This is a genomic window from Corynebacterium yonathiae, assembly GCF_027570195.1.
Classification (GTDB): Bacteria; Actinomycetota; Actinomycetes; order Mycobacteriales; family Mycobacteriaceae; genus Corynebacterium; species Corynebacterium yonathiae.
Map to the genome: position 1 here is coordinate 120626 of NZ_JAKMUZ010000005.1, position 18630 is coordinate 139255.

Here is an 18630-nt window from a genome sequence, read left to right on the forward strand (position 1 = left end):
GTTACTCGGGGTTGACAATAAAGCGGATGGTTCCTTCAGGATCCGCTAAAAGCTCACGGGTAGCCGCCACGGCTTCCGCCTCATCGAAGGCGATGCGCTCAAAGCCAGTATCGTTTAGTTCCACAATGTCTGCCCCAGGGCAGGCCAAAAGAATTGGTGAGTGCGTGGCTATGATTACCTGCGCTCCTCTCTCAACCGCTTGGGCTATTTCCCCCACTAGCGCCAGCTGCCGGATAACGGAAAGCCCAGATTCTGGCTCATCAAGAACATATACACCTTGGCCGTTTATGTGCTCATAAAGCATGTCGAAGACGGATTGTCCGTGCGAGCGGCGAGACAGATCCACGTTCTGGGACAAGGTGGAGCGGCCTGCGCGTTCGGCCGCTGAATCTCCGCGTGCAATCAGATGCTCTTGTTTTTCAGCGCGTAGGAAATAGGCGCGCTGGATAACTTCCTCCGTAACACAGCGAATAGGACTGCGGGGAAAGATTTCATCAGGATCTCTCATCCGGCCACCTTCGGGAGAGCAACCCAAATCACTGGCCATGCCGGCGAGCAAACTAGATTTACCAATGCCGTTTTCCCCCACGAAGACAGTTACTGGACTCCGCAGCTTAAAGACGCCCAGATCGGCCAAATAATCGAAGACAGGCAGCTCTGCCCTGTAGTCATCGGGCTTAAATTTCAGGCTTAGGGCATCGATCAGCATGGCCTCTAGGCTAATTCAGCTCATCCAATACGCGCAGCGCATCTTCACGTGTTGCTTCCGCACCAAAGTTTTTCAGGTGGCCGGCCAAATTACCCGTGGGAAGTGATTGGGCGATGGTATCGGCCGGCACGGTATTGACGGCATAGGCCACCCCTACCCCACCGGTAATGGGGATGGCGATGGCGGCGATTACTCCCACCGCGGTCGATAGCGTGGTCTTGAAAGTCATAGTCTCCTCCAAAGGCTTCGGCGCCGAGCACCCTGCCCGTTACCGATTTGTGATGTTTTAGCCTAGGAAGAGTTACTGCAAAGGCCATGCCGTCCGGCTGCGGGTTGCCTGAATTTTCATCCCCAGTTCGCAGTTAAGCCTGGCTAGTTCGCCGGGTAGCTTTCTGCGACGATGCCATCGCTAGCCGGCATCACAAGTCCTCGCTCAAAGGCCACAAGGACCGCCTTTTCATCAGACTCACTGATGTCACCTGCTTCCACCGCGCTGCTCAGCTCGCGCTCTAGGTAGACGCGAACATCAGATTTTCCGTTCTCAGTTTGGGTAATATCCCGCGGAACAGAATTGAGAGGAATACCCAGCGCCTTCGCAAGGGAAGTTACACGGTTAGCGTCGGTGGAATCATCGTCCTTGATATCACCGTTGACCTGTGCGGGCATATCTTCTTGGACCACCCCACCGGCGACAGCCTCGCCGACTGTCATCGTCCCCTTAGGCGGGTTACCGCGGTTAGTTGCCCATACCCCTACCGCGATGGCTACAATGACGGCCACGGCTACGAAAGTCCACAGGTAGATGAGCTTCTGTCGATGCGATCCGCTGATTTTAGCCATGGTAACCAGCACCATCACCAAAGGAGCCGTAGTCATTGCCCCGCGGGTTCTCACCGCGGTCATTGAGGGCGTCAATAATGGAACGGATGGTGGCTTCCCCGATGCGATCGGCGCGAGCCCAAGAGCGAGGTGCCTGGCGAGGATTCTGCGGAGCTGATTCTGGTCGCGGCGGTGCCGGCTTTTCCTCTCGCGGAGCAGAGACCTCGATGGTGAAGGTAGTGCCATCAAGGTGGAGGGCGTCACCGTCGCGCACGCCCGCGGCACGCGCGGCGGAAAGCAGCGCAGATAGCTCGCCCACCGTAGCGTTGTCCACATCAAGCTGCAGTCTAAAAGACATATCTAGCCAGTCCTTTCTCTTTCCTATCCCACTTTAGAGTCCGGCAGTGCAAAAAGTAAGGCCACAATGCAAGCAGCGGGGGTTTTCAAGGGCAACTCTAAGAATGCTCGAAGGATTCTTCCTCGCCCCAAAAGACCTCATCTACAACCTTGCGGGCATGCCGGGTTAGTTTCAAATAATTTTCTAGAAACTCCTGGTTATCTTCCGGTGGCCATCCAGCGGCGCCGGCCACCTGGGCCAACTGTGGGCCTGGGCCAGGCAATTGGTCCACGCGCTTGCCGCGCACGAGCACTAGTGCGTTGCGAGCGTCGGTGGCCATAAGCCAAGCTTCGCGCAGGTCTGAAACCTGCTCAGACGACAGGATGGAGGCATCCTCCAAGGCGTCGAGCACGCGCAGTGTAGACGGATCGTGCAACTCGGCATGCTCGTGGGCATGCATCATGGTAAGCAACTGCACGGTCCATTCAATATCCGTAAGTGCGCCGCGACCCAACTTGGTGTGCGTATTGCGGTCTGCACCGCGCGGCAAACGCTCATTGTCAACGCGCGCCTTCATGCGCCGGATGTCGCGGATGGTCGATGCACTGGCACCGCCTTCTGGGTAGCGGAAGCTATCAACCATAGATATAAAACGCTCACCTACCTCCTTGTCACCGGCCACAAAGGCCGCGCGCAGCAAAGCCTGCAGCTCCCAGGACTCGCCCCACTCACGGTAGTAGCGCTCATAGGAGGCAATGGTGCGCACCACCGCACCGGAGCGGCCCTCTGGGCGCAGGCCCAAATCGACGTCCAATGGTGGATCACCCGAGGGTTTAGACAGGCGGCGCCGGAGCTTATCGACGATCCCGATAGCCCACTTCACCGCCTCCCCCTCCGCGCCAGAATCATCGGCCTGTTCGGAGGGCTCTGCTACCACGAGCACGTCTGCATCTGAGCCGAAGCCCAGCTCCATGCCTCCTAGTCGCCCCATACCGATAACGGCAATGCGCGCAGGCGGCTCCGCGTCCTCGTGCGCTAGACGCCACGCTCGCACCTCGGCGCGAAGTGCAGCCTCTAGCACGGCATCCCAAATGGTCGATAGTTCATAGCACACCTGCTTGACCGGCATAAACCCCAGCAAGTCCGCACTAGCGATGCGAGCGAGCTCTACCCGGCGCAGCGAACGAGCCACCGCCACCGCCTTATCCGGGTCGGCGTGGCGTTTGCTGGAATTAACCAGCGCCTTGGAAACCTGTTCGGGCTTGGTTTCTAATAGTTTGGGGCCAGTGGCGCCGTCGGAAAGCTGCTTAACCGAATCCGGCGCGCTAATAACAAGGTCTGCGGTAAACGGCGAGGTACCCAAAATGTGCATGAGCCGCTGGCCCACAATCCCTTCATCGCGCAGCATGCGCAAGAACCACGACCTGTCGTTCGCGGCCTCCGAAAGCTTGCGGTAGTTCAACAAGCCCATGTCTGGATCTGCGGTATCGGCTAGCCATTCCATCAAGGTAGGTAGCAAAATCGCCTGAATTCGGGCCTTGCGCGAGGTTCCTGCTGCCAGGGAGGTCAAGTGCTCGAATGCGCGGTCTGGGTGGTTATAGCCCAACGCCGCCAGCTGCAGCTTGGCGGCCTCCGGCGAAAGCTTGAGCTCATCGGCGGACATGGTGACCACGGAGTTAAGCAGCGGCCGATAAAACAGGCGCGAGTGCAGCTCGGAGATGCGCAGGCGAATTCGGCGCAGGTGCGACAGCATGCGCTCAGCGGCCGATTTGGTCCCTTGCGGGTAAAAGCCGGCGATGCGCGCTAGCCACTTCATCCCCTCTTCGTCGTCCTTGTCTGGCAGTGTGTGCGTGCGACGGAAGCGCTCTAGCTGCAAACGGTGTTCGAGAAGGCGCAGGAATTCATAGGCTTCAATGAGCTGCGTGCCGTCCTCGCGGCCGACGTACCCCGCAGAAATCAGCGCCTCCAGCGCCTCCACCGTGGATAGCGCGCGCAGCGTCTCATCGGAACGCCCGTGCACCAACTGCAAGAGCTGGACGGCAAATTCGATATCGCGCAGGCCACCCACGCCGAGCTTCAGCTCACGGTGCTTGAGCTCTGCAGGAACATTGGCCAGTACCCGGCGGCGCATGGCCTGCACATCTTCGACGAAGGACTCGCGCTGCGAGGCCGTCCACACCATCGGGCGGATTTGTTCCAGATAGTCCTGCCCCAGCGGGAGATAGCCCGTCATCGCACGCGCCTTGAGCAGCGCCTGGAACTCCCAGGTCTCCGCCCACCGTTTGTAGTAAGCCACGTGTGATTCCAGAGTGCGTACCAAGGCACCCGATTTTCCTTCGGGGCGCAGATTCGCGTCTACCTCGAAGAAGGTGGTGGATCCAATGCGATTAAACTCCGCCGCTAGCCTTGTGGCCCGAGGGGTTGCCTCGCTGCCGACGAAGATGACGTCCACATCGGAGATATAGTTCAGCTCTCCGGCGCCGCATTTGCCCATCGCCATGACGGCTAGCTGTGCATCCAGAGGTTCATCGTCGTAGATGGAACGCACGGCGCAGGCGAGAGAGGCGGTCAAGGCGGCGTCGGCAAGCGCGGTGGTCAACGCTGTAATCTGCCGGAATCCTACCTCCGGTTGAGACCTAGTTTGACCCTTGCGCGCATGAAAAGTGCCCGCCACATCACAGGCGGCAATGCGCATCATCAAGGTGCGGTAGGTCGTACGCAGCGCCTGCTTATGCTCGCCCTTGCCGGCCCGATAGGTGCCCGGCGCGCTCAGATCCTCTTGTGCGGGATCGGGCCGGTCAATGTCATGCGCGAAATCTGCCGGCTGGGCATCGACGACACCGAGCAAGCTCTGCAGCATCTCAGCGGGCTGCGGAAGAGGCTTTTCTAGCTCTCGCCACAACTCAGGGTTCGCCGCGAGGTGGTCTCCAAAGGCAGTCGAAGCACCCAACAAAGAAAATAGGCGCACGCGCATCGTTTCATTGGCGCGCACGGCTTCATCAAGCTCTGGGGCGTGTTCATAGATGCGGATCAGGTTATTAAGGGCCAAGTCCGGATCGCCCACGGCCGCAAGGGTCCACAGGAGATGGACCGATTCTGGGTTATTCCAGCCCAGATGCTCAATATCCTGGGCAGCGTGCGGGCGGGTGAGACCAAGCATGGCCGGTGAAGGCACAGCAGCAGGACGCATTACTCTCCTAGAAGTTCAGGTTATTGCGCAGCTCAAAGGTGGTGATTTGGCTCTGATAATGATGCCACTCATCCCACTTGGAGCGCAGGAAGAACTCAAAGACGTGCTCGCCCAAGACCTCTGCCATGAACTCGGATTTTTCAAATGTGCGCAAAGCCTGATCCAGGCTGGTGGGTAGATCCTTATATCCCATCGCACGGCGCTCACGGCGGGTGAGCTGGTGGACATCGTCCTCGGCCGGCTCATCCAATTCATAGCCCTCCCGGATGCCTCGCAGTCCGGCGGCCAAAAGTACCGCGTATCCCAAGTACGGATTCATCGAAGCATCAATGGAGCGGATCTCTACCCGGCGCGATTCTTCCTTGTTAAGCCGGTAGGTGGGAACGCGGACCAGCGCCGAGCGATTAGACACACCCCAAGTAGCCGCACCTGGTGCCTCGTTGCCGAACATCAAGCGCTTATAGGAATTGGTCCACTGATTAACTATCGCAGACATCTCCGTGGAGTGCTCCAGGATGCCGGCGATGAACTGCCGGCCTGTTTCGGACAAAGAAAATTCATCATCTGGATCGTGGAAAGCATTGGATTGGCCTTCGAAAAGGCTTAAGTGGGTGTGCATGCCAGAGCCTGGTAGATGCTCGAAGGGTTTGGGCATAAAGGTGGCGCGCACGTTGGAGTTGGTTGCTACCTGCTTGATGACGTGGCGGAAGGTCATGATGCTATCGGCCATGGTCAGCACGTCCGCATGGCGCAGGTCAATTTCTTGCTGCCCCGGTGCGGTTTCATGGTGGCTAAACTCCGTGGCAATTCCCAGCGATTCTAGCGCTAGCATCGCCTTCCGTCGGAAAAGCGGGGCGGTATCGTGCGTAGCTTGGTCGAAATAGCCGCCGTTATCGGTCGGTACCAGGTCTGTGAGTTCGCGGCCACGCTCTAAAAGGTAGAACTCGATTTCTGGCGAGGCCATGCAAGTAAAACCATCGTTTGCGGCCTCGGTGACCTGGCGGCGCAGGATATGACGCGGATCCACCATGGAGGGCTGGCCATCTGGCTGCGCAATATCGCAAAACATGCGGGCCGACTGTAGATCCGGCTCATCCATATCGAAGGGCAGAATTTGGAAGGTGGAAGGATCCGGCAGCGCAATGGTGTCAGACTCAGAGATGCGGGAGAAGCCCTCCACCGAAGAACCATCGAAGCCAACACCTTCTTCAAAGGCCGATTCCAGCTCGGACGGGCTCATGACCACGGATTTAAGGGCGCCCAAAATATCCGTAAACCACAAACGGATAAAGCGGATATCGCGTTCCTCAACGGTGCGCAAGACGAATTCGTGTTGGCTATTCATGCCTTAGACCTTACCGGCTTGCTCCCGAGGAATGTACAGTTCATGCGACAGTTTTTCCAAGGCGAAATACGCAGGTGGCAAGAGTATCTAGGGGGTGGCTAGTGGGGGCTTTTGCACCAAAAGCCGCTAGATTCGCATGCTTTGCTAAATGGGCAAACGAACACACGTACACCCGTTAAAGGACAAAGCCTTATGACCACTAATTGTGACGATCTTTCAGCTCATGTAATCGAACGCCTCATCACTGCCGCTCAGCACGGTTGGGCGCCGGCGGATTTAGAACACGTTTTAGGTCCACACGCCTACCCCATCATCTACCGGGCTAGCCCACATGTTCCGGCACGGATTACCTCTCCTGCGCTGCGCAAAGCTTGGCTGCAAATGGCCCCTCCGCAGGAAAACTTCATTCCCCGCGACAAGCTGCGCGGCATTATCAAAGAGCTCATCCACCTGCCTAGGCTGCGCGATACTGAGCTTTTGGCTTCCGGCGAGTCCCTACGCGAAGACGGTCTTAGCGATAAGCAGCGCAAAATCCGGGAAAAGGTTCTAGGCCTTCTGCGCAAAGCAGAGTCCACCAGCTTTGCAGACGAGGCCGAGGTTCTCATTTCCAAGGCGCAGTCCCTGCAGCAAAAGTATCGCATCGAGGACCTGCTTACTTCCGAGCTCCCCAATCTCATTTCCCACCGCGTGCATATACACCCGCCCTATATCAAGCATCAGGCTTCCCTGCTGAGCACCATCTCCGACGCCAATGGATGCACCACTCTCCTCATTCATGACAAGGGCTTAGCCTGCGTGATTGGTGCTCCTGCCGACGCCGCCCATTGCGCCGACCTCTTTGCTTCCCTCAACCGCCAATGCGATTGGTTCATGCGCAACGGCGACGGCGCCGAAATCGCCCGCGCTACCGGCTCCACCGCCGCATATCGCCGCAGCTTCCGCCTGTCCTATGCCGCCCGCATCGGCGAGTTGCTAGCCCAAGCCAATGAGGATGGAATCACAGACAACCTGCGTGAGTCGCAGTACTGTGCACACCACGCAGAGGCTGTAGTCTCCCAAACCCTTCCCGCACTGCAAGCACGCACTGATCACGCTATCGAAACCCGCAATCGTCTTTTCCCGCACCTGACAGAGATGTCGCTATCTATGAATAGCCTGCACGGCATCAACGATGGCATTGCCGCTGCCGATAGGTCCCATCTAGGCGGTGACGCTTCAGGACTCGGTTCGGTTCCAGAAATAACGCAGTAATTTTTCCTGCTCAGCACTATTCTTCCTCCCCGTTCCCTGCTAGCGAACGGGGACGAGGAGTAGCACCGCAGCCAGGTTATAACGGGTAAGATTACCGGTGAGATTTATTTAGTCTAGAAAGTAAAAGGTACGTGAATGTCTACACAGTCTTTTCTCGAAGTTGAAGCGAAATTCTCCGTAGCCGAGTCCACTCAGCTCCCTGAACTGACCCGCCTCGAGGGAGTTGACCACGTTGCAGACACGCGCCACCATGCGCTTTCTGCCATCTACTACGACACCGAAGACCTCCGTCTCACTCACGCTAAGATCACCCTCCGCCGCCGCACCGGTGGCAATGATGATGGCTGGCACATCAAAATTCCTAGTGAGGCCGGTCGTACCGAAATCCACGCTGAGCTGGGAGAGCCAGTCGATGGCCGTTACGAAGTTCCAGCAGAGCTATTGCACCAAGTTCGCTCCATTATCCGGCACAACGAGCTCTCCCCGATTGCGCAGGTAGATAACAAGCGCACCGAGATGGTCTTGGCGGATGCCGATAATAAACCTGTAGCAGAGTTCTGCGATGATCACGTCACCGCCTTTTCCTTCCTTCCCGGCGGCCAGCAACAATCCTGGCGCGAGTGGGAGGTAGAGCTTGCTGGTGAGCTTCCCGGCACTAAGGAAGGAACGCAATTCATTCGCCGTGCTACCTCCCTGCTTATCGGTGCCGGCGCGCGCGTATCTTCTTCCCCATCGAAGCTGAAGTCCGCCCTGGGTGATTCCTACTCCAACGCTCCTCTCCCTCCAGCCCTGGTAGCACCCGATGTGGACCCAGACTCCCCTGCCGCCGCCGTAATCACCGCGCTTCAAGCCAACCGCGACAAGCTGGTTGATTATGACCCACGTGTGCGCCGCGATGAGTGGGACTCGGTTCACCAGATGCGTGTGGCTACCCGCGAGCTGCGCAGCCACCTGCAGACCTTCCACGGCATTGTGGTCGGCCCAGAAATCGAAAAGATTGAAGCCGATCTCAAGGAGCTTGCCGGAATTTTGGGCGTTGCTCGCGATGCAGAAGTTGTTGAAGAACGCTGGCAGAAGCTGTTGGAATCCGAAGATTCTGACACCTTGGATGACTCCACCCGCCAGCACATCGCACAGGATATGGGCAACGCTTACCGCCGTGCGCACCGCCGCGTTATCGCAGCTCTTGATTCCGAGCGCTACCTCGAGCTACTGGAGTCCCTTGACCGCCTGCTGGCAGATCCACCAACGGCCGATAAACAAGAGGAATCTTCTCCGGCAGTAAGCACCGCGGAACAGACAGAAGAACAGTCCACTACGGAAGAAGGCGCCCCTGCTGCTTCCGAGGCTGGCGAGGATGACGCTCCTGCCGCAGACAAGGCCGAAAAGAAGCCGGAGAAAAAGGCGTCCAAGGACCAGTCCGCGGACATGGATACTGTGATGGCGCAGCACCTAGAAAAGGCCTATAACAAACTGGTCAAGCGCCATAAGAAGGCCGTGGAGAACTGGGATAACCAGGAGCTTTCTTTGCACGAGCGCGAGGACTATTTCCACGATATGCGCAAGGCAGCAAAGAAACTGCGCTATGCAGCAGAGGCAGCCGGTTCTGCTACCAATCTCAAAACCAAGCGCCTCTACAAGGCCTGCAAGCAGATGCAATCGGTGCTCGGAGATTTCCAGGATTCTGTGACCTCGCGCGATAAGCTACTCGAGCTAGCAGAGTCCGCTCGCCGTCGCGGTGAAAATACCTTCGGCTACGGTCTGCTTTACCAGCGCGAGCGCACCATCGGTTTGCAGGCTCTGGACGATTACGCTGAGTCTTTCAAGGACATCAAGGCCGCGTTTAAGCCACTGCGTAAGAAACTAAAATAGCCACGTCTCTCGGGTATAAACCGAGGAAACGCGGCTGAGGAAAAGATGGCTGGGATTAGCTACTTCCAGTCATCTTCTTCGTCTGCAGCGTCTGCTGCATCATTGCGGGCTTGAGCTATTTCGATGGCGTTTTCTGCCTCTTCGCGAGTGTCATACGGGCCCATTCGGTTTTCCCAGCCAGAGGTCTTGCCTTGGCTGACTTCCTTGGTGGCTGGATCAAAGAACCATTTCTGGTCTGCATCGCTCATTAAACTTTCCTTCCTGTCGTAGCATCAGCAACACCGGCCAAGCGCTGCCGCTGATATGGTTTGTGCCCACACTACCCACGCTGTCTCACCGATGCCCGCTAGAATATGGGGCAGCACAATTCTTTTATACGAATCCAAGTCGTATTCCCCGTCACCGCGCCAGAAGGTGGCGGGCGTTCGTTGCCTAAAGCGCACCACCGCGTGCGAGGAGCAACGAAGACTACTGGTCCCAGAACCTGGAAAAGGAGCTTTAGCACCCATGCCACTGTGGTCAACGCCAGCCGAGCCTGTAGCCGAGCGCGCCGCCCAAGCACATACCGAACTCACGGGCAGCGCTCCAACTCATTGCGCCAGCGCGCCGGCAACGTGGTCCCTCATTGGTGAACACATTGATCACTTTGGCGGCATTGTCGCCATGTGCGTGAGTAAGCTGCGCGCTGCTGCCGCGGTAAGCCCGCGCACCGATGGCGTGGTAGCGGTGCATTTCCACCCGACACAAGGTGAGACCGCACATGATTCGATTAGCCTGCAGGCGCTGGCAGAGCTGGCGACGGGCCAACAGCCCACCACGGATGAGGAGGGGCAACCAGTTATTCCACCGGCGCCACAAGGTGGGTTGGCCGCCCGCATCGGCGGCATTGTCCACACCATGATCAATCGCCAATTGCTCTCCCGCGAGACAGCCGGTGCGGATATCACCATCGCCTCCGATATTCCGGAAGGTGCGGGCTTGGGTGCCGATGCCGCTGCGGACGTCGCGGTAGCGCTGGCACTTATGGGTGCGGATGCAGACCTCGATGCGCCGCTTAGGGCCCGGGTGGCGGATGTATGCACCCAGGCAGTTACAACCTTTGCTGCGCGGCCGCCGCTGCGTGCTCGCCATGGCGCTGCTCTGCGCAGCACGGGTGAAGGCGTGTGCATCATCGACTACGCCGATAGCTCTGTCACCCACGCCCCGCACGTAGTGGGCCGCGAGATGGCTGCTTTCGCGGTGGCCGTGCCGGAAGATTTTTCCGCGCAGGAAGATATGGCCATCACCGATATTCGCCAACGCCAGCGTTTCATCGATGATGCCTGCCATTCCTTTGGCACTGATTCGCTGCGCCTGCTTCCCGACGCCCAACAGCGCGTCCTTGACTGGCTCAAGGCCGTCCATAAGGTCTACGGCGAGGAGGGCCGCCCGAGCATTAGCGCCGCCACAGAGTGGATGGCTTTCTATGAGGAAGAAACCCAACGGGTAGAGAGGTTTGCGCGTTGCCTGCGCTCGCATCGCGGCGCGGAACTCTTCCCTATCCTGCTGCAGTCACAGTCCTCTCTGGCCAATATCTACGGCTTGGATTCGGCGGAAAAGCTCGCCGAGCTGGTCACGGTTCGCGGCGCCGTGGCGGGACGCTCGGCACATGCGGGCACCTCAAACGCGGTCATCGCCTATGTACCAGCGAAAAACGCACATAACTTCGCCGCCGATTTGGCAGAGGATGGCCTGCTCGTAGTCGAACTACAGCCAGGCGAGGCCGCACGCGGCGAAAACTAGGAGCCTCACCGGTTAATCGGCCGGCCAGGCAAAGCGCACCTCGCGCGAATCGGTATCCGCTGTCACCAACGAAACGGTGGTTTCACTGCCGGTTTCTGGCGCGCCCACACAATGGGCAAAGACAGGTGGTTCCGGAACAAAAATCCGTGCCTTATCCTTCTGCGGATCGCCGCGCACAACGGTGGCTGAAAAGTTGGTACCAAGCCAAGGATGCAGCACCGTGGCCTCAGTCAGGTTTAGGCAGGCCTTATCCACTTGAGAGGCGAGCTGCGATGTCGAGCGCATCGCCCCGATGACTTCGGTGGCGCTGCCTGTCACCCACTTAGGAACCTCGTACTCACCGCACAGGGCTAGGCAAACTTCCGTGGCGAACCTATCGGATAGGCGTCGCAACGGCGCGGTGACGTGGGCATAATAGCCTCCAATACCGGCATGGACCTGTGCTTCCTGCTCGCCCAACCAGGCATAATCGGCACCGCGCAGGAGGCTTTGGGCTTCGCGCATGACCGCCATGCCGCGTGGGGAATCGGCGTCGACGGTAAGGAGGAACTGGGGAATGGGGGCATCGCCAAGCGCAAAGCCTAGGGCTTGGGCCTCGGCGCGGAATTGGCGTTCATGGTCCGACTCTGCCTCGGGCAGGGTGCGCAAGAAGCCCACGCCCGCTTCCTGCATAAGGCGTCCCGCGCACATGCCAGCGAGCAGAGAAATCTCCGAGTTATAGTCCATGACCTCATAACGAGGCTCGATAATGAGCTCAAAGGTGCCGTCAGCATTTTCTACCACCCGCTGGGAGGGCAGGCGCAGAGAGATGGCCTCGCGGCGTAGGGAGGATTCTTGGCGCAGCTGGCCTACCTCCGGCAGCAGCGCAATCGACGGATGGAGCTTTCCGGCCGCTAAATCCGCGTGTGCACCCTCATAGTCCAGCCGAGCCTGAGAATAGATAATCGCGCGCTCTACGTGAAAGGACTCCACCTCGCCGTTGCCATCAAGGTCAAAGGTCCACAACACGGCCGGCTTATCGGTGCCTGGAAGGAGCGAGGCACGGTCTTCTGAAAGCTCGGGTGGATGCAAGCGCGCGGGCTCATCGGGAAGATAGATGGTCTGGCCGCGGCGGAAGGATTCGCGCTCTAGCTCGCTGCCGGGCTCGATAAAAGCGGCTACGTCTGCGATGGCATAAAAGACGCGGTATCCGCGCTCGCGTTGCTCGATACAGACTGCCTGATCCAAATCCATGGAGCCGGCGGGATCGAGGGTTACGAAAGGAATATCGCGGGCGTCGCGGCGCGAGTCGGCAGAGCGGTCCTGCGCGCGGGCGGCCTGGTCGGTGACCTCGGCTGGGAAATCAGTGGCTACTGAAAATTCTGCGGCAACGGCGCGGAAATCAAGCGGGGCGGCGTAGAGCTTCATGTCCACCACCATAAACGTATTGGGGCGAATGAGCCGGCCTATAAGCCGGATTCTGTCTAACCGCGACACTCGCACAGGAGCGCCGCGCGGTGAACATCCATCTAGACCAACCGTTGCCAGTTGGTTCCAGCAGCTACCTTCAGGCTCGAGCGAGCAGCCTTAAAACGCCTGATCGGGCCCCGCAACGTGGCGGGGCCGTGATGCCTTGCTCCCGGTGGGGTTTACCCAGCCACCGCCATCACTGACGGTGCTGGTGCGCTCTTAACGCACCGTTTCACCCTTACCTTGATGTTCCACCTTGGGACGAAGCCCAAGTGCAGACACAAGGCGGTCTACTTTCTGTTGCACTTGCCCGCGGGTTTCCCCGGGTTGCCGTTAGCAACCACCGTGCTCTATGGAGTCCGGACTTTCCTCGGCGCCCACGTGGCAGCACTTGGCTACCCGTTTGCAGCGACGCGATCACCCGGCCGGCTCATTCGCGTTCCTTATTCTAGCGCAGGCCCTCCAGGTGGCCCACATCGTTAAATCCATGCACCATAGAGCCACCTTCCCAAAATTCCACCTGCGAAATGGCAGCCAGATCGAGGAAGAGATGTCCAAAGGTAGCCGGCCCGGCGTCGAGCGCCTGGCGGATAAAGGACTTAATTGGGTTAACGTGGCTGACTACTAAAACGGTCTTGCCCGCAAAACGCTCCTGCAGCTTCTTACGGGTGGTGCGCACGCGGCGGTTGACCGCCTGCAGCGATTCGCCGCCCGGACAGGCGACGCTCGCATCATGCAGCCATTCTTCGTGCAGTTCCGGATCGCGCTGGTGGGCCTCGGCCGCAGTTTTTCCTTCCCAGGCTCCGAAGTCTACCTCGATGAGGCCTTCCACGGTCTCTACCTCGATATCGCGGCCATTGGCCACGGCCGCCGCAGTCTCCTGGCAGCGGCGCAGGGGGGAGCAGACAATGGCGTCAAAGTGGGCGTCGGCAAGCGCTTGGGCAGCGGCCAGCGCCTGCTTTTGCCCGAGCTGTGTCAGCCCAGGATTGGCACGCCCGGAGTACTGCTTAGCGGCCGCCATCTCTGTCTGTCCGTGGCGCAGCAGGACAAAACGGGTGATAGGCCCGCGGTCGCCTAGCCAATCGGTAGGATGCGGCGCAGTCGTGTCTTCTTCCGTGGCCTTTGCCGGTTCGGCGGTATCTTTCTCACCAGCAACGATGCCTTCGGGATGTCCGGCGGCCGCGGCATTCATGGCGTCATTGGATAAGGCGTCTGCCACCTTATTCTTAGCGCGTGGCACCCAATCCAAGCTAAAGGAAGAAAAGCCATTGATATATTCGCGGGCGCGCAGCGCCAGCTTCTGCATGTCAGGGTGCTTGATCTTCCAGCGGCCGTTGATCTGTTCCACCACCAGCTTGGAGTCCATGTGGAACTCCACTTCGGTAGCGCCCATCTCGGTGGCCGCTTCCAAGCCGCGCAATAGACCGTTGTACTCAGCAACGTTATTGGTGGACTTGGTGCCTACCACATAGACAATCTCGCGCAGGATACGCTGGCCGTTGCCGTCATAGATTACGGTGCCCGAACCGGCGACTCCGGGGTTGCCGCGGGAGCCGCCATCGGCGTAGATGATGACCTTCATTAGACCAAACGCACCAGGTAGGAGCCGCAATCGCCGCACTGCGGCAATTCATCGGCCGGAGCATTGCGCACGGCGTTTTGCTCCGCTGGCGGCAGGACAATAAAGCAGCCGCCACAAGCGCGGTTGGCCTTGAACTGGGCGGCGCCCACGCCGTTTTCCTCGCGCTGGGTATCGTACTCGCTCAGTACCCCGGCAGGTAGCTGATCGCGCAGCTCGCCGATGCGCACGGCTGGGTCTTCCTGGTTAGCGGCCGCATCCTTAGCCGCCTCGGCCGCACGACGCAGTTTTTCCAGTTTGCGCTCGGAATCAGAAACGCGCGCACCGTGTACGTCCAGATTGGAGCGCAGCGCGTGCACCTCATTATGGGCTTCTTGCAGCTCGCTCATGAGGTCCGCGATGCGGGACTTGGCGGCGTAGAGATCGTGCTCTAGGTCCTTGCGCGTTTCTGGATCTACAGCAGCGCCTAGCTGGCGCTTATCATCGCGCTCGCGCTGGCGCAGCTTGCTCTCATCGGATTGGATGCGCAGGATTTCAGTCTCCATGTCATCGACGGCCATCTGTGCAGAGCCGGAAGCATCCAGCAGGCGCTTGTGTTCTTCTTTAGCCTTGTCATACTCGGCTTGTTCCGGGATTTCCTTCTTCGCGCCATGGCCTTGCGAGCGTTCCAGGTTGGCCAGCTCCAGCAGTACCGGCTGTAGTTCTTGCGATAGTTTCACTTATGACTCCTTTGGGTGCGCAGAGATAGTCCACGGGTCGGTGCGCAGGCTGATAATTTCCGTATCCAGTTCTAAAGCATCCTCTACGATATCGCGCGCCTGGGCCGTCCACGGAAATTCGCTGGCCCAGTGGGCGGTATCGATGACCGCCGGGCCGCCGGCGCGTAGATGCTCATCCACTGGGTGGTGGCGCAGATCCGAGGTGACGTACACATCCACGCCCAGCTTTGCGGCCGCAGAAAGGAAGGAATCTCCAGAACCGGAAGAAACCGCTACGGTACGCACCTTTTGTTCCGGATCACCGGCGGCGCGAATACCCCAGGCGGTCTCCGGCAAGGCGTTAGCCACCTGCTGGGTAAATTCACGCAGGGTCATTTCCTGTGGCAGCTCTCCCACGCGTCCGAGGCCGAGCGCCTTATCCAGGTCTTGGTGGCCAGCGGTTTCCACAATGTCATAGGCCGGTGCTTCATAAGGGTGCGCGGCGTGCAGGGCCTGCAACAAGGCGGACCGAAGCGCAGCCGGCGCGACGAACTCGACGCGGATTTCCTCGCCGCGGTGCAGGGCACCAATTTCTCCCTCCGCCGGGTTTGCTCCCTCTTCCGGCTGGAATTGGCCTGTGCCCGCGATATCGAAAGAGCAGTGGGAGTAGGCGCCGATGTGGCCTGCGCCGGCGTCGAAAAGCGCCTGCTTTACCTCCTCTGCCGCAACAACGGGCACGTGCACGCCCCACTTATCTACGCTTTCCAGCTCCGGCACGATGGGCCGACCAGGGTTAATGCCCACCAGCTCCGCGAGCTTATCGTTGACACCCGGCCGCGCCTTATCGGCATTGGTATGAGCCGCAAAAAGCGCGACACCATTGCTCAGCAGCGTGTGCACGACCTTACCCTTGGGCGTATCGGCCGCCACGGACTCCACCCCACGCAATAGCAATGGATGGTGGACCACGAGCATATCGGCGCCGAGTTCTACCGCCCGCTCGGCTACCGCCAGGGTGCAGTCCAGGGCAAAAGCCACGCGCTTAACCTCCGCAGCCGGATCGCCGCAGATAAGCCCTACGGCGTCCCACTTTTCCGCCAAATGCGGCGGGTAGGCCTCATCGAGTACGCGGCGGACATCGCCCACGCTCACAGCGGACATGGAGGTGCTCCTTTATGCTCGTTTCATGGAATAGTTACTACTGCTATATCCTATCTTCCGCACCACAGTACTATTCGCGCGAAGGGGTTTTCCGCATGACCGAATCCGATACTCGCTCCGGCCTCTACCTCGTCTTTGTTTGCACCGGAAATATCTGCCGCTCCCCTATGGCAGAAATCATCGTGCGCGATGAAATGGAAAAGAACATGCTAGACCTCGTCGCCACCGTGGACTCCTGCGGTCTCGGCGGCTGGCATGTAGGCCAGGGCGCGGACGAGCGCACGATTGCCGAGCTGCGCCGCGGCGGCCACGATGGCGGTTCCCACCGTGCGGCCAAGCTGGGCGCCGAGCACATGGATGCGGATCTCTTCATCGCTATGGATAAAGGCCACCGCGAGGCCCTCATTGAGCACGGCATCGAGTCTGACAAGATCCGCTTGATGCGCAGCTTCGACCCCAACTCCCCGGAAGAGGCGGACGTGGCAGACCCGTATTACGGTTCCGCAGCGGATTTCGAGACCACCCGCAAGAATATCGAGGCTTCCGTACCGGGCCTGCTGGATTGGATTCGCGCTCACCACGACTAAACTAGGCCCCATGCTAAAGACGTTCCTTAAGCCAGGTTGGGTTCTACTGCTGCTGTTCGTCGTGGCCTTTTCCTACCTCGCTTTTACCGTCCTTGCCCCGTGGCAGCTTGGCAAGGACGATGACATTGTGGAACGCAACGAGCTCATCACCCACGCCTATGAGGCAGATCCCCAGCCAGTGGAAGACCTCGTGGATGACCACGGCGCTATCAAAGACGATGAGTGGTCCCGCGCCACCCTCCACGGCCATTACCTGCCGCAGGATGAAGTCCTGCTGCGCCTGCGTCCAGTCGACTCCGGCCCGTCTTACCAGTCCTTAGTCCCCTTCCGTACCGATTCCGGGCTGACCATCTTGGTCAACCGCGGCTGGGTCAAAGCCGGTGAGGCCAACGCTGTGCCGGATATTCCCGCCGCCCCTTCTGGCGAAACGACTTTGACCGGCATGATCCGCGCCGACGAGGCTCAGCACCAGTCTGCCCCCATTAAGCAGGAAGGCTACCAGCAGGTCTACTCCCTCCACACGGAGCAAATTGCCTCGCTTATCGATGCCCCCTTGGCCCACGATTACATCCAGCTTTCCTCCGACCAGCCCGGCGTGCTTAACCCCATGCCCATCCCGCAGCTCGACCGCGGCAATCACCTCTCCTATGGCTACCAATGGATTGCCTTTGGCATCATGGCCCCGCTGGGTTTGGGATACTTCGTGTGGTCCGAAATCCGTGAGCGCCGCCGCCTGCGTGAAGAGGAAGAGGCCCTCGCCTCCCTCGACGCCGATGCCTCTTCCCCATCCGAGCCCGCCGGTACCCCATCCGGGCCTGCCAGCGCCCCCAGTGCGGACTCCGTGCCCGCAGAAGCCCCCTCTCCTAAACGCTCTCAGCATGACGGCCACATCGCCGCAGATGACTCGGCAGACGGCACCACAGAAAACGCTGCAGCCGTTCCTGCCGCGTCTTCCTCACATGCCGCCAGCCGCCGCAACCGCTCGCGCTATGGCGATTCAAAGCCAGATCACTACGCCAAGCTAAACAAGCGCCGCCGCGAGCGCTACTAAGCCGGCAACGTGCGGTCTTAGTCGAAGGCTAAATGATTGGCCGAAGGGCCTAAGTACTTAGCCGAAGCCCAAGAAGCAGCCACGCTAAAGAGACTACTTCCCCAACTGCCACGCACAACGTGGCCGAAAGTTGGCCCACAAGCGCGGCCTAAACGGCAGGATGTGTTGGTGAGATTATTTGGTTAGTCGGTTTGGCGTGCTGATATTAGGAATATTTCACTTATTCGGAGGGATATCCCAGCTTCGTCCATGAAATACCGCCAAAGGCATGCCGGTGTGCTAGGAACCTAGGTTCACGATGAGGGGATGAGTAAAAATCATCCTCGATGCCCCGTCTACAGCGGGGCATGTACCAAACACGGAAAAACGAGTGCTGGACGCCAACGATGAGAGTGTCTGATGGTTTGTGTGTGGGCACCTAACCTGCACAAGGAGATGGACCAGAATGACTACTGTGGCGAGACGAGATCTAAGCTGATAAAGCCAAGATTGATGCGATTGAACAGAAGCTTCTTGCTAACCCTGGAATCGCAAAACTAATTGACGACCTAGGCACGTCAACAACGGATGCCAACGACCTGGTTCGGGGCATGCTGCAAGCCTCGATTACTAGGGGTTTGAATGCCGAGATGGATGCCCACCTAGGCTACGAGTCTGGCGACAGGAACGGCAAAGCTGCAGCTGGGACAGACAATCACCGCAACGGAACGTATCCAAAGACCGTGGATTCTAACTACGGGCCGGTAACCGTTGATGTGCCGAGAGATCGGGCGGGAACATTCTTGCCGACTATGGTCCCT

At 59.1% G+C, this 18630-nt stretch carries 17 protein-coding genes and 1 other RNA gene; 6 read left to right on the top strand and 12 right to left on the bottom strand.

The window, feature by feature from the left end:
* Position 1: 1 nt before the first annotated feature.
* The 6 genes from L8V22_RS03940 to L8V22_RS03965 form a co-directional block, all read right to left on the bottom strand.
* A complete protein-coding gene (locus L8V22_RS03940) occupies positions 2-709 on the bottom strand; it encodes an AAA family ATPase (protein WP_269966402.1) in 708 nt (235 codons plus the stop codon).
* Between the two features lie 10 nt (positions 710-719).
* Entirely contained in the window at positions 720-938 is a 219-nt protein-coding gene (locus L8V22_RS03945) for a hypothetical protein (protein ID WP_238799364.1), read from the bottom strand.
* Positions 939-1081: 143 nt separating this feature from the next.
* Positions 1082-1549 carry a hypothetical protein gene (locus L8V22_RS03950; protein ID WP_238799363.1) on the bottom strand — a complete coding sequence of 156 codons (468 nt, stop codon included), beginning with the start codon at positions 1547-1549 and terminating at the stop codon, positions 1082-1084.
* Positions 1542-1886 (bottom strand): hypothetical protein, encoded by a 345-nt coding sequence (locus tag L8V22_RS03955; protein ID WP_238799362.1) that lies wholly within the window; start codon positions 1884-1886, stop codon positions 1542-1544. The genes L8V22_RS03950 and L8V22_RS03955 overlap by 8 nt, the downstream gene beginning before the upstream one ends.
* 97 nt (positions 1887-1983) lie before the next feature.
* Positions 1984-5055: a bifunctional [glutamine synthetase] adenylyltransferase/[glutamine synthetase]-adenylyl-L-tyrosine phosphorylase gene (locus tag L8V22_RS03960; RefSeq protein ID WP_238799361.1), complete on the bottom strand. Its 3072-nt coding sequence runs from the start codon at positions 5053-5055 to the stop codon at positions 1984-1986.
* Positions 5056-5062: 7 nt separating this feature from the next.
* Positions 5063-6400 (bottom strand): glutamine synthetase family protein, encoded by a 1338-nt coding sequence (locus L8V22_RS03965; protein ID WP_238799360.1) that lies wholly within the window; start codon positions 6398-6400, stop codon positions 5063-5065.
* Positions 6401-6592: 192 nt separating this feature from the next.
* Here L8V22_RS03965 and L8V22_RS03970 point away from each other — a divergent pair, with 192 nt between their 5' ends.
* A complete protein-coding gene (locus L8V22_RS03970) occupies positions 6593-7651 on the top strand; it encodes a DUF2786 domain-containing protein (RefSeq protein WP_238799359.1) in 1059 nt (352 codons plus the stop codon).
* A 135-nt stretch (positions 7652-7786) separates the two neighbouring features.
* Positions 7787-9523: a CYTH and CHAD domain-containing protein gene (locus L8V22_RS03975; protein ID WP_238799358.1), complete on the top strand. Its 1737-nt coding sequence runs from the start codon at positions 7787-7789 to the stop codon at positions 9521-9523.
* Positions 9524-9582: 59 nt separating this feature from the next.
* On the opposite strand, the gene L8V22_RS03980 is transcribed toward L8V22_RS03975, so the two are convergent.
* Entirely contained in the window at positions 9583-9771 is a 189-nt protein-coding gene (locus L8V22_RS03980) for a hypothetical protein (protein ID WP_238799357.1), read from the bottom strand.
* Between the two features lie 259 nt (positions 9772-10030).
* Between L8V22_RS03980 and L8V22_RS03985 the strand changes: the two genes are divergently transcribed.
* Positions 10031-11305 carry a galactokinase family protein gene (locus L8V22_RS03985; protein WP_238799356.1) on the top strand — a complete coding sequence of 425 codons (1275 nt, stop codon included), beginning with the start codon at positions 10031-10033 and terminating at the stop codon, positions 11303-11305.
* Positions 11306-11317: 12 nt separating this feature from the next.
* Here the strand turns inward: L8V22_RS03985 and L8V22_RS03990 are convergent, their stop codons facing one another.
* The 5 genes from L8V22_RS03990 to L8V22_RS04010 all read right to left on the bottom strand — a co-directional run bounded on the left by L8V22_RS03990 (position 11318) and on the right by L8V22_RS04010 (position 16192).
* A complete protein-coding gene (locus L8V22_RS03990; protein WP_238799355.1) occupies positions 11318-12712 on the bottom strand; it encodes an RNB domain-containing ribonuclease in 1395 nt (464 codons plus the stop codon).
* 25 nt (positions 12713-12737) lie between these two features.
* Positions 12738-13187, bottom strand: an RNA gene (gene rnpB, locus L8V22_RS03995) — RNase P RNA component class A.
* A 15-nt stretch (positions 13188-13202) separates the two neighbouring features.
* Positions 13203-14336, bottom strand: a complete 1134-nt coding sequence (locus L8V22_RS04000) for a bifunctional RNase H/acid phosphatase (RefSeq protein WP_238799354.1) — start codon at positions 14334-14336, stop codon at positions 13203-13205.
* Entirely contained in the window at positions 14336-15052 is a 717-nt protein-coding gene (locus L8V22_RS04005; protein WP_238799353.1) for a zinc ribbon domain-containing protein, read from the bottom strand. Before L8V22_RS04005 ends, L8V22_RS04000 begins: the two co-directional genes overlap by 1 nt.
* Positions 15053-16192 (bottom strand): Nif3-like dinuclear metal center hexameric protein, encoded by a 1140-nt coding sequence (locus L8V22_RS04010; RefSeq protein WP_269966403.1) that lies wholly within the window; start codon positions 16190-16192, stop codon positions 15053-15055.
* 95 nt (positions 16193-16287) lie between these two features.
* On the opposite strand from L8V22_RS04010, the gene L8V22_RS04015 reads away from it, so the two are divergent.
* The 3 genes from L8V22_RS04015 to L8V22_RS04025 form a co-directional block, all read left to right on the top strand.
* On the top strand, positions 16288-16779 hold the full coding sequence (locus L8V22_RS04015; RefSeq protein WP_238799351.1) for a low molecular weight protein-tyrosine-phosphatase: 492 nt from the start codon (positions 16288-16290) through the stop codon (positions 16777-16779).
* A 10-nt stretch (positions 16780-16789) separates the two neighbouring features.
* The gene (locus L8V22_RS04020) at positions 16790-17830 is read left to right on the top strand and encodes an SURF1 family cytochrome oxidase biogenesis protein (RefSeq protein ID WP_238799350.1); all 1041 of its coding nucleotides are present in this window, start codon (positions 16790-16792) and stop codon (positions 17828-17830) included.
* 488 nt (positions 17831-18318) lie between these two features.
* On the top strand, positions 18319-18630 hold a 312-nt coding region (locus L8V22_RS04025; RefSeq protein ID WP_269966404.1), incomplete at its 3' end, for a transposase.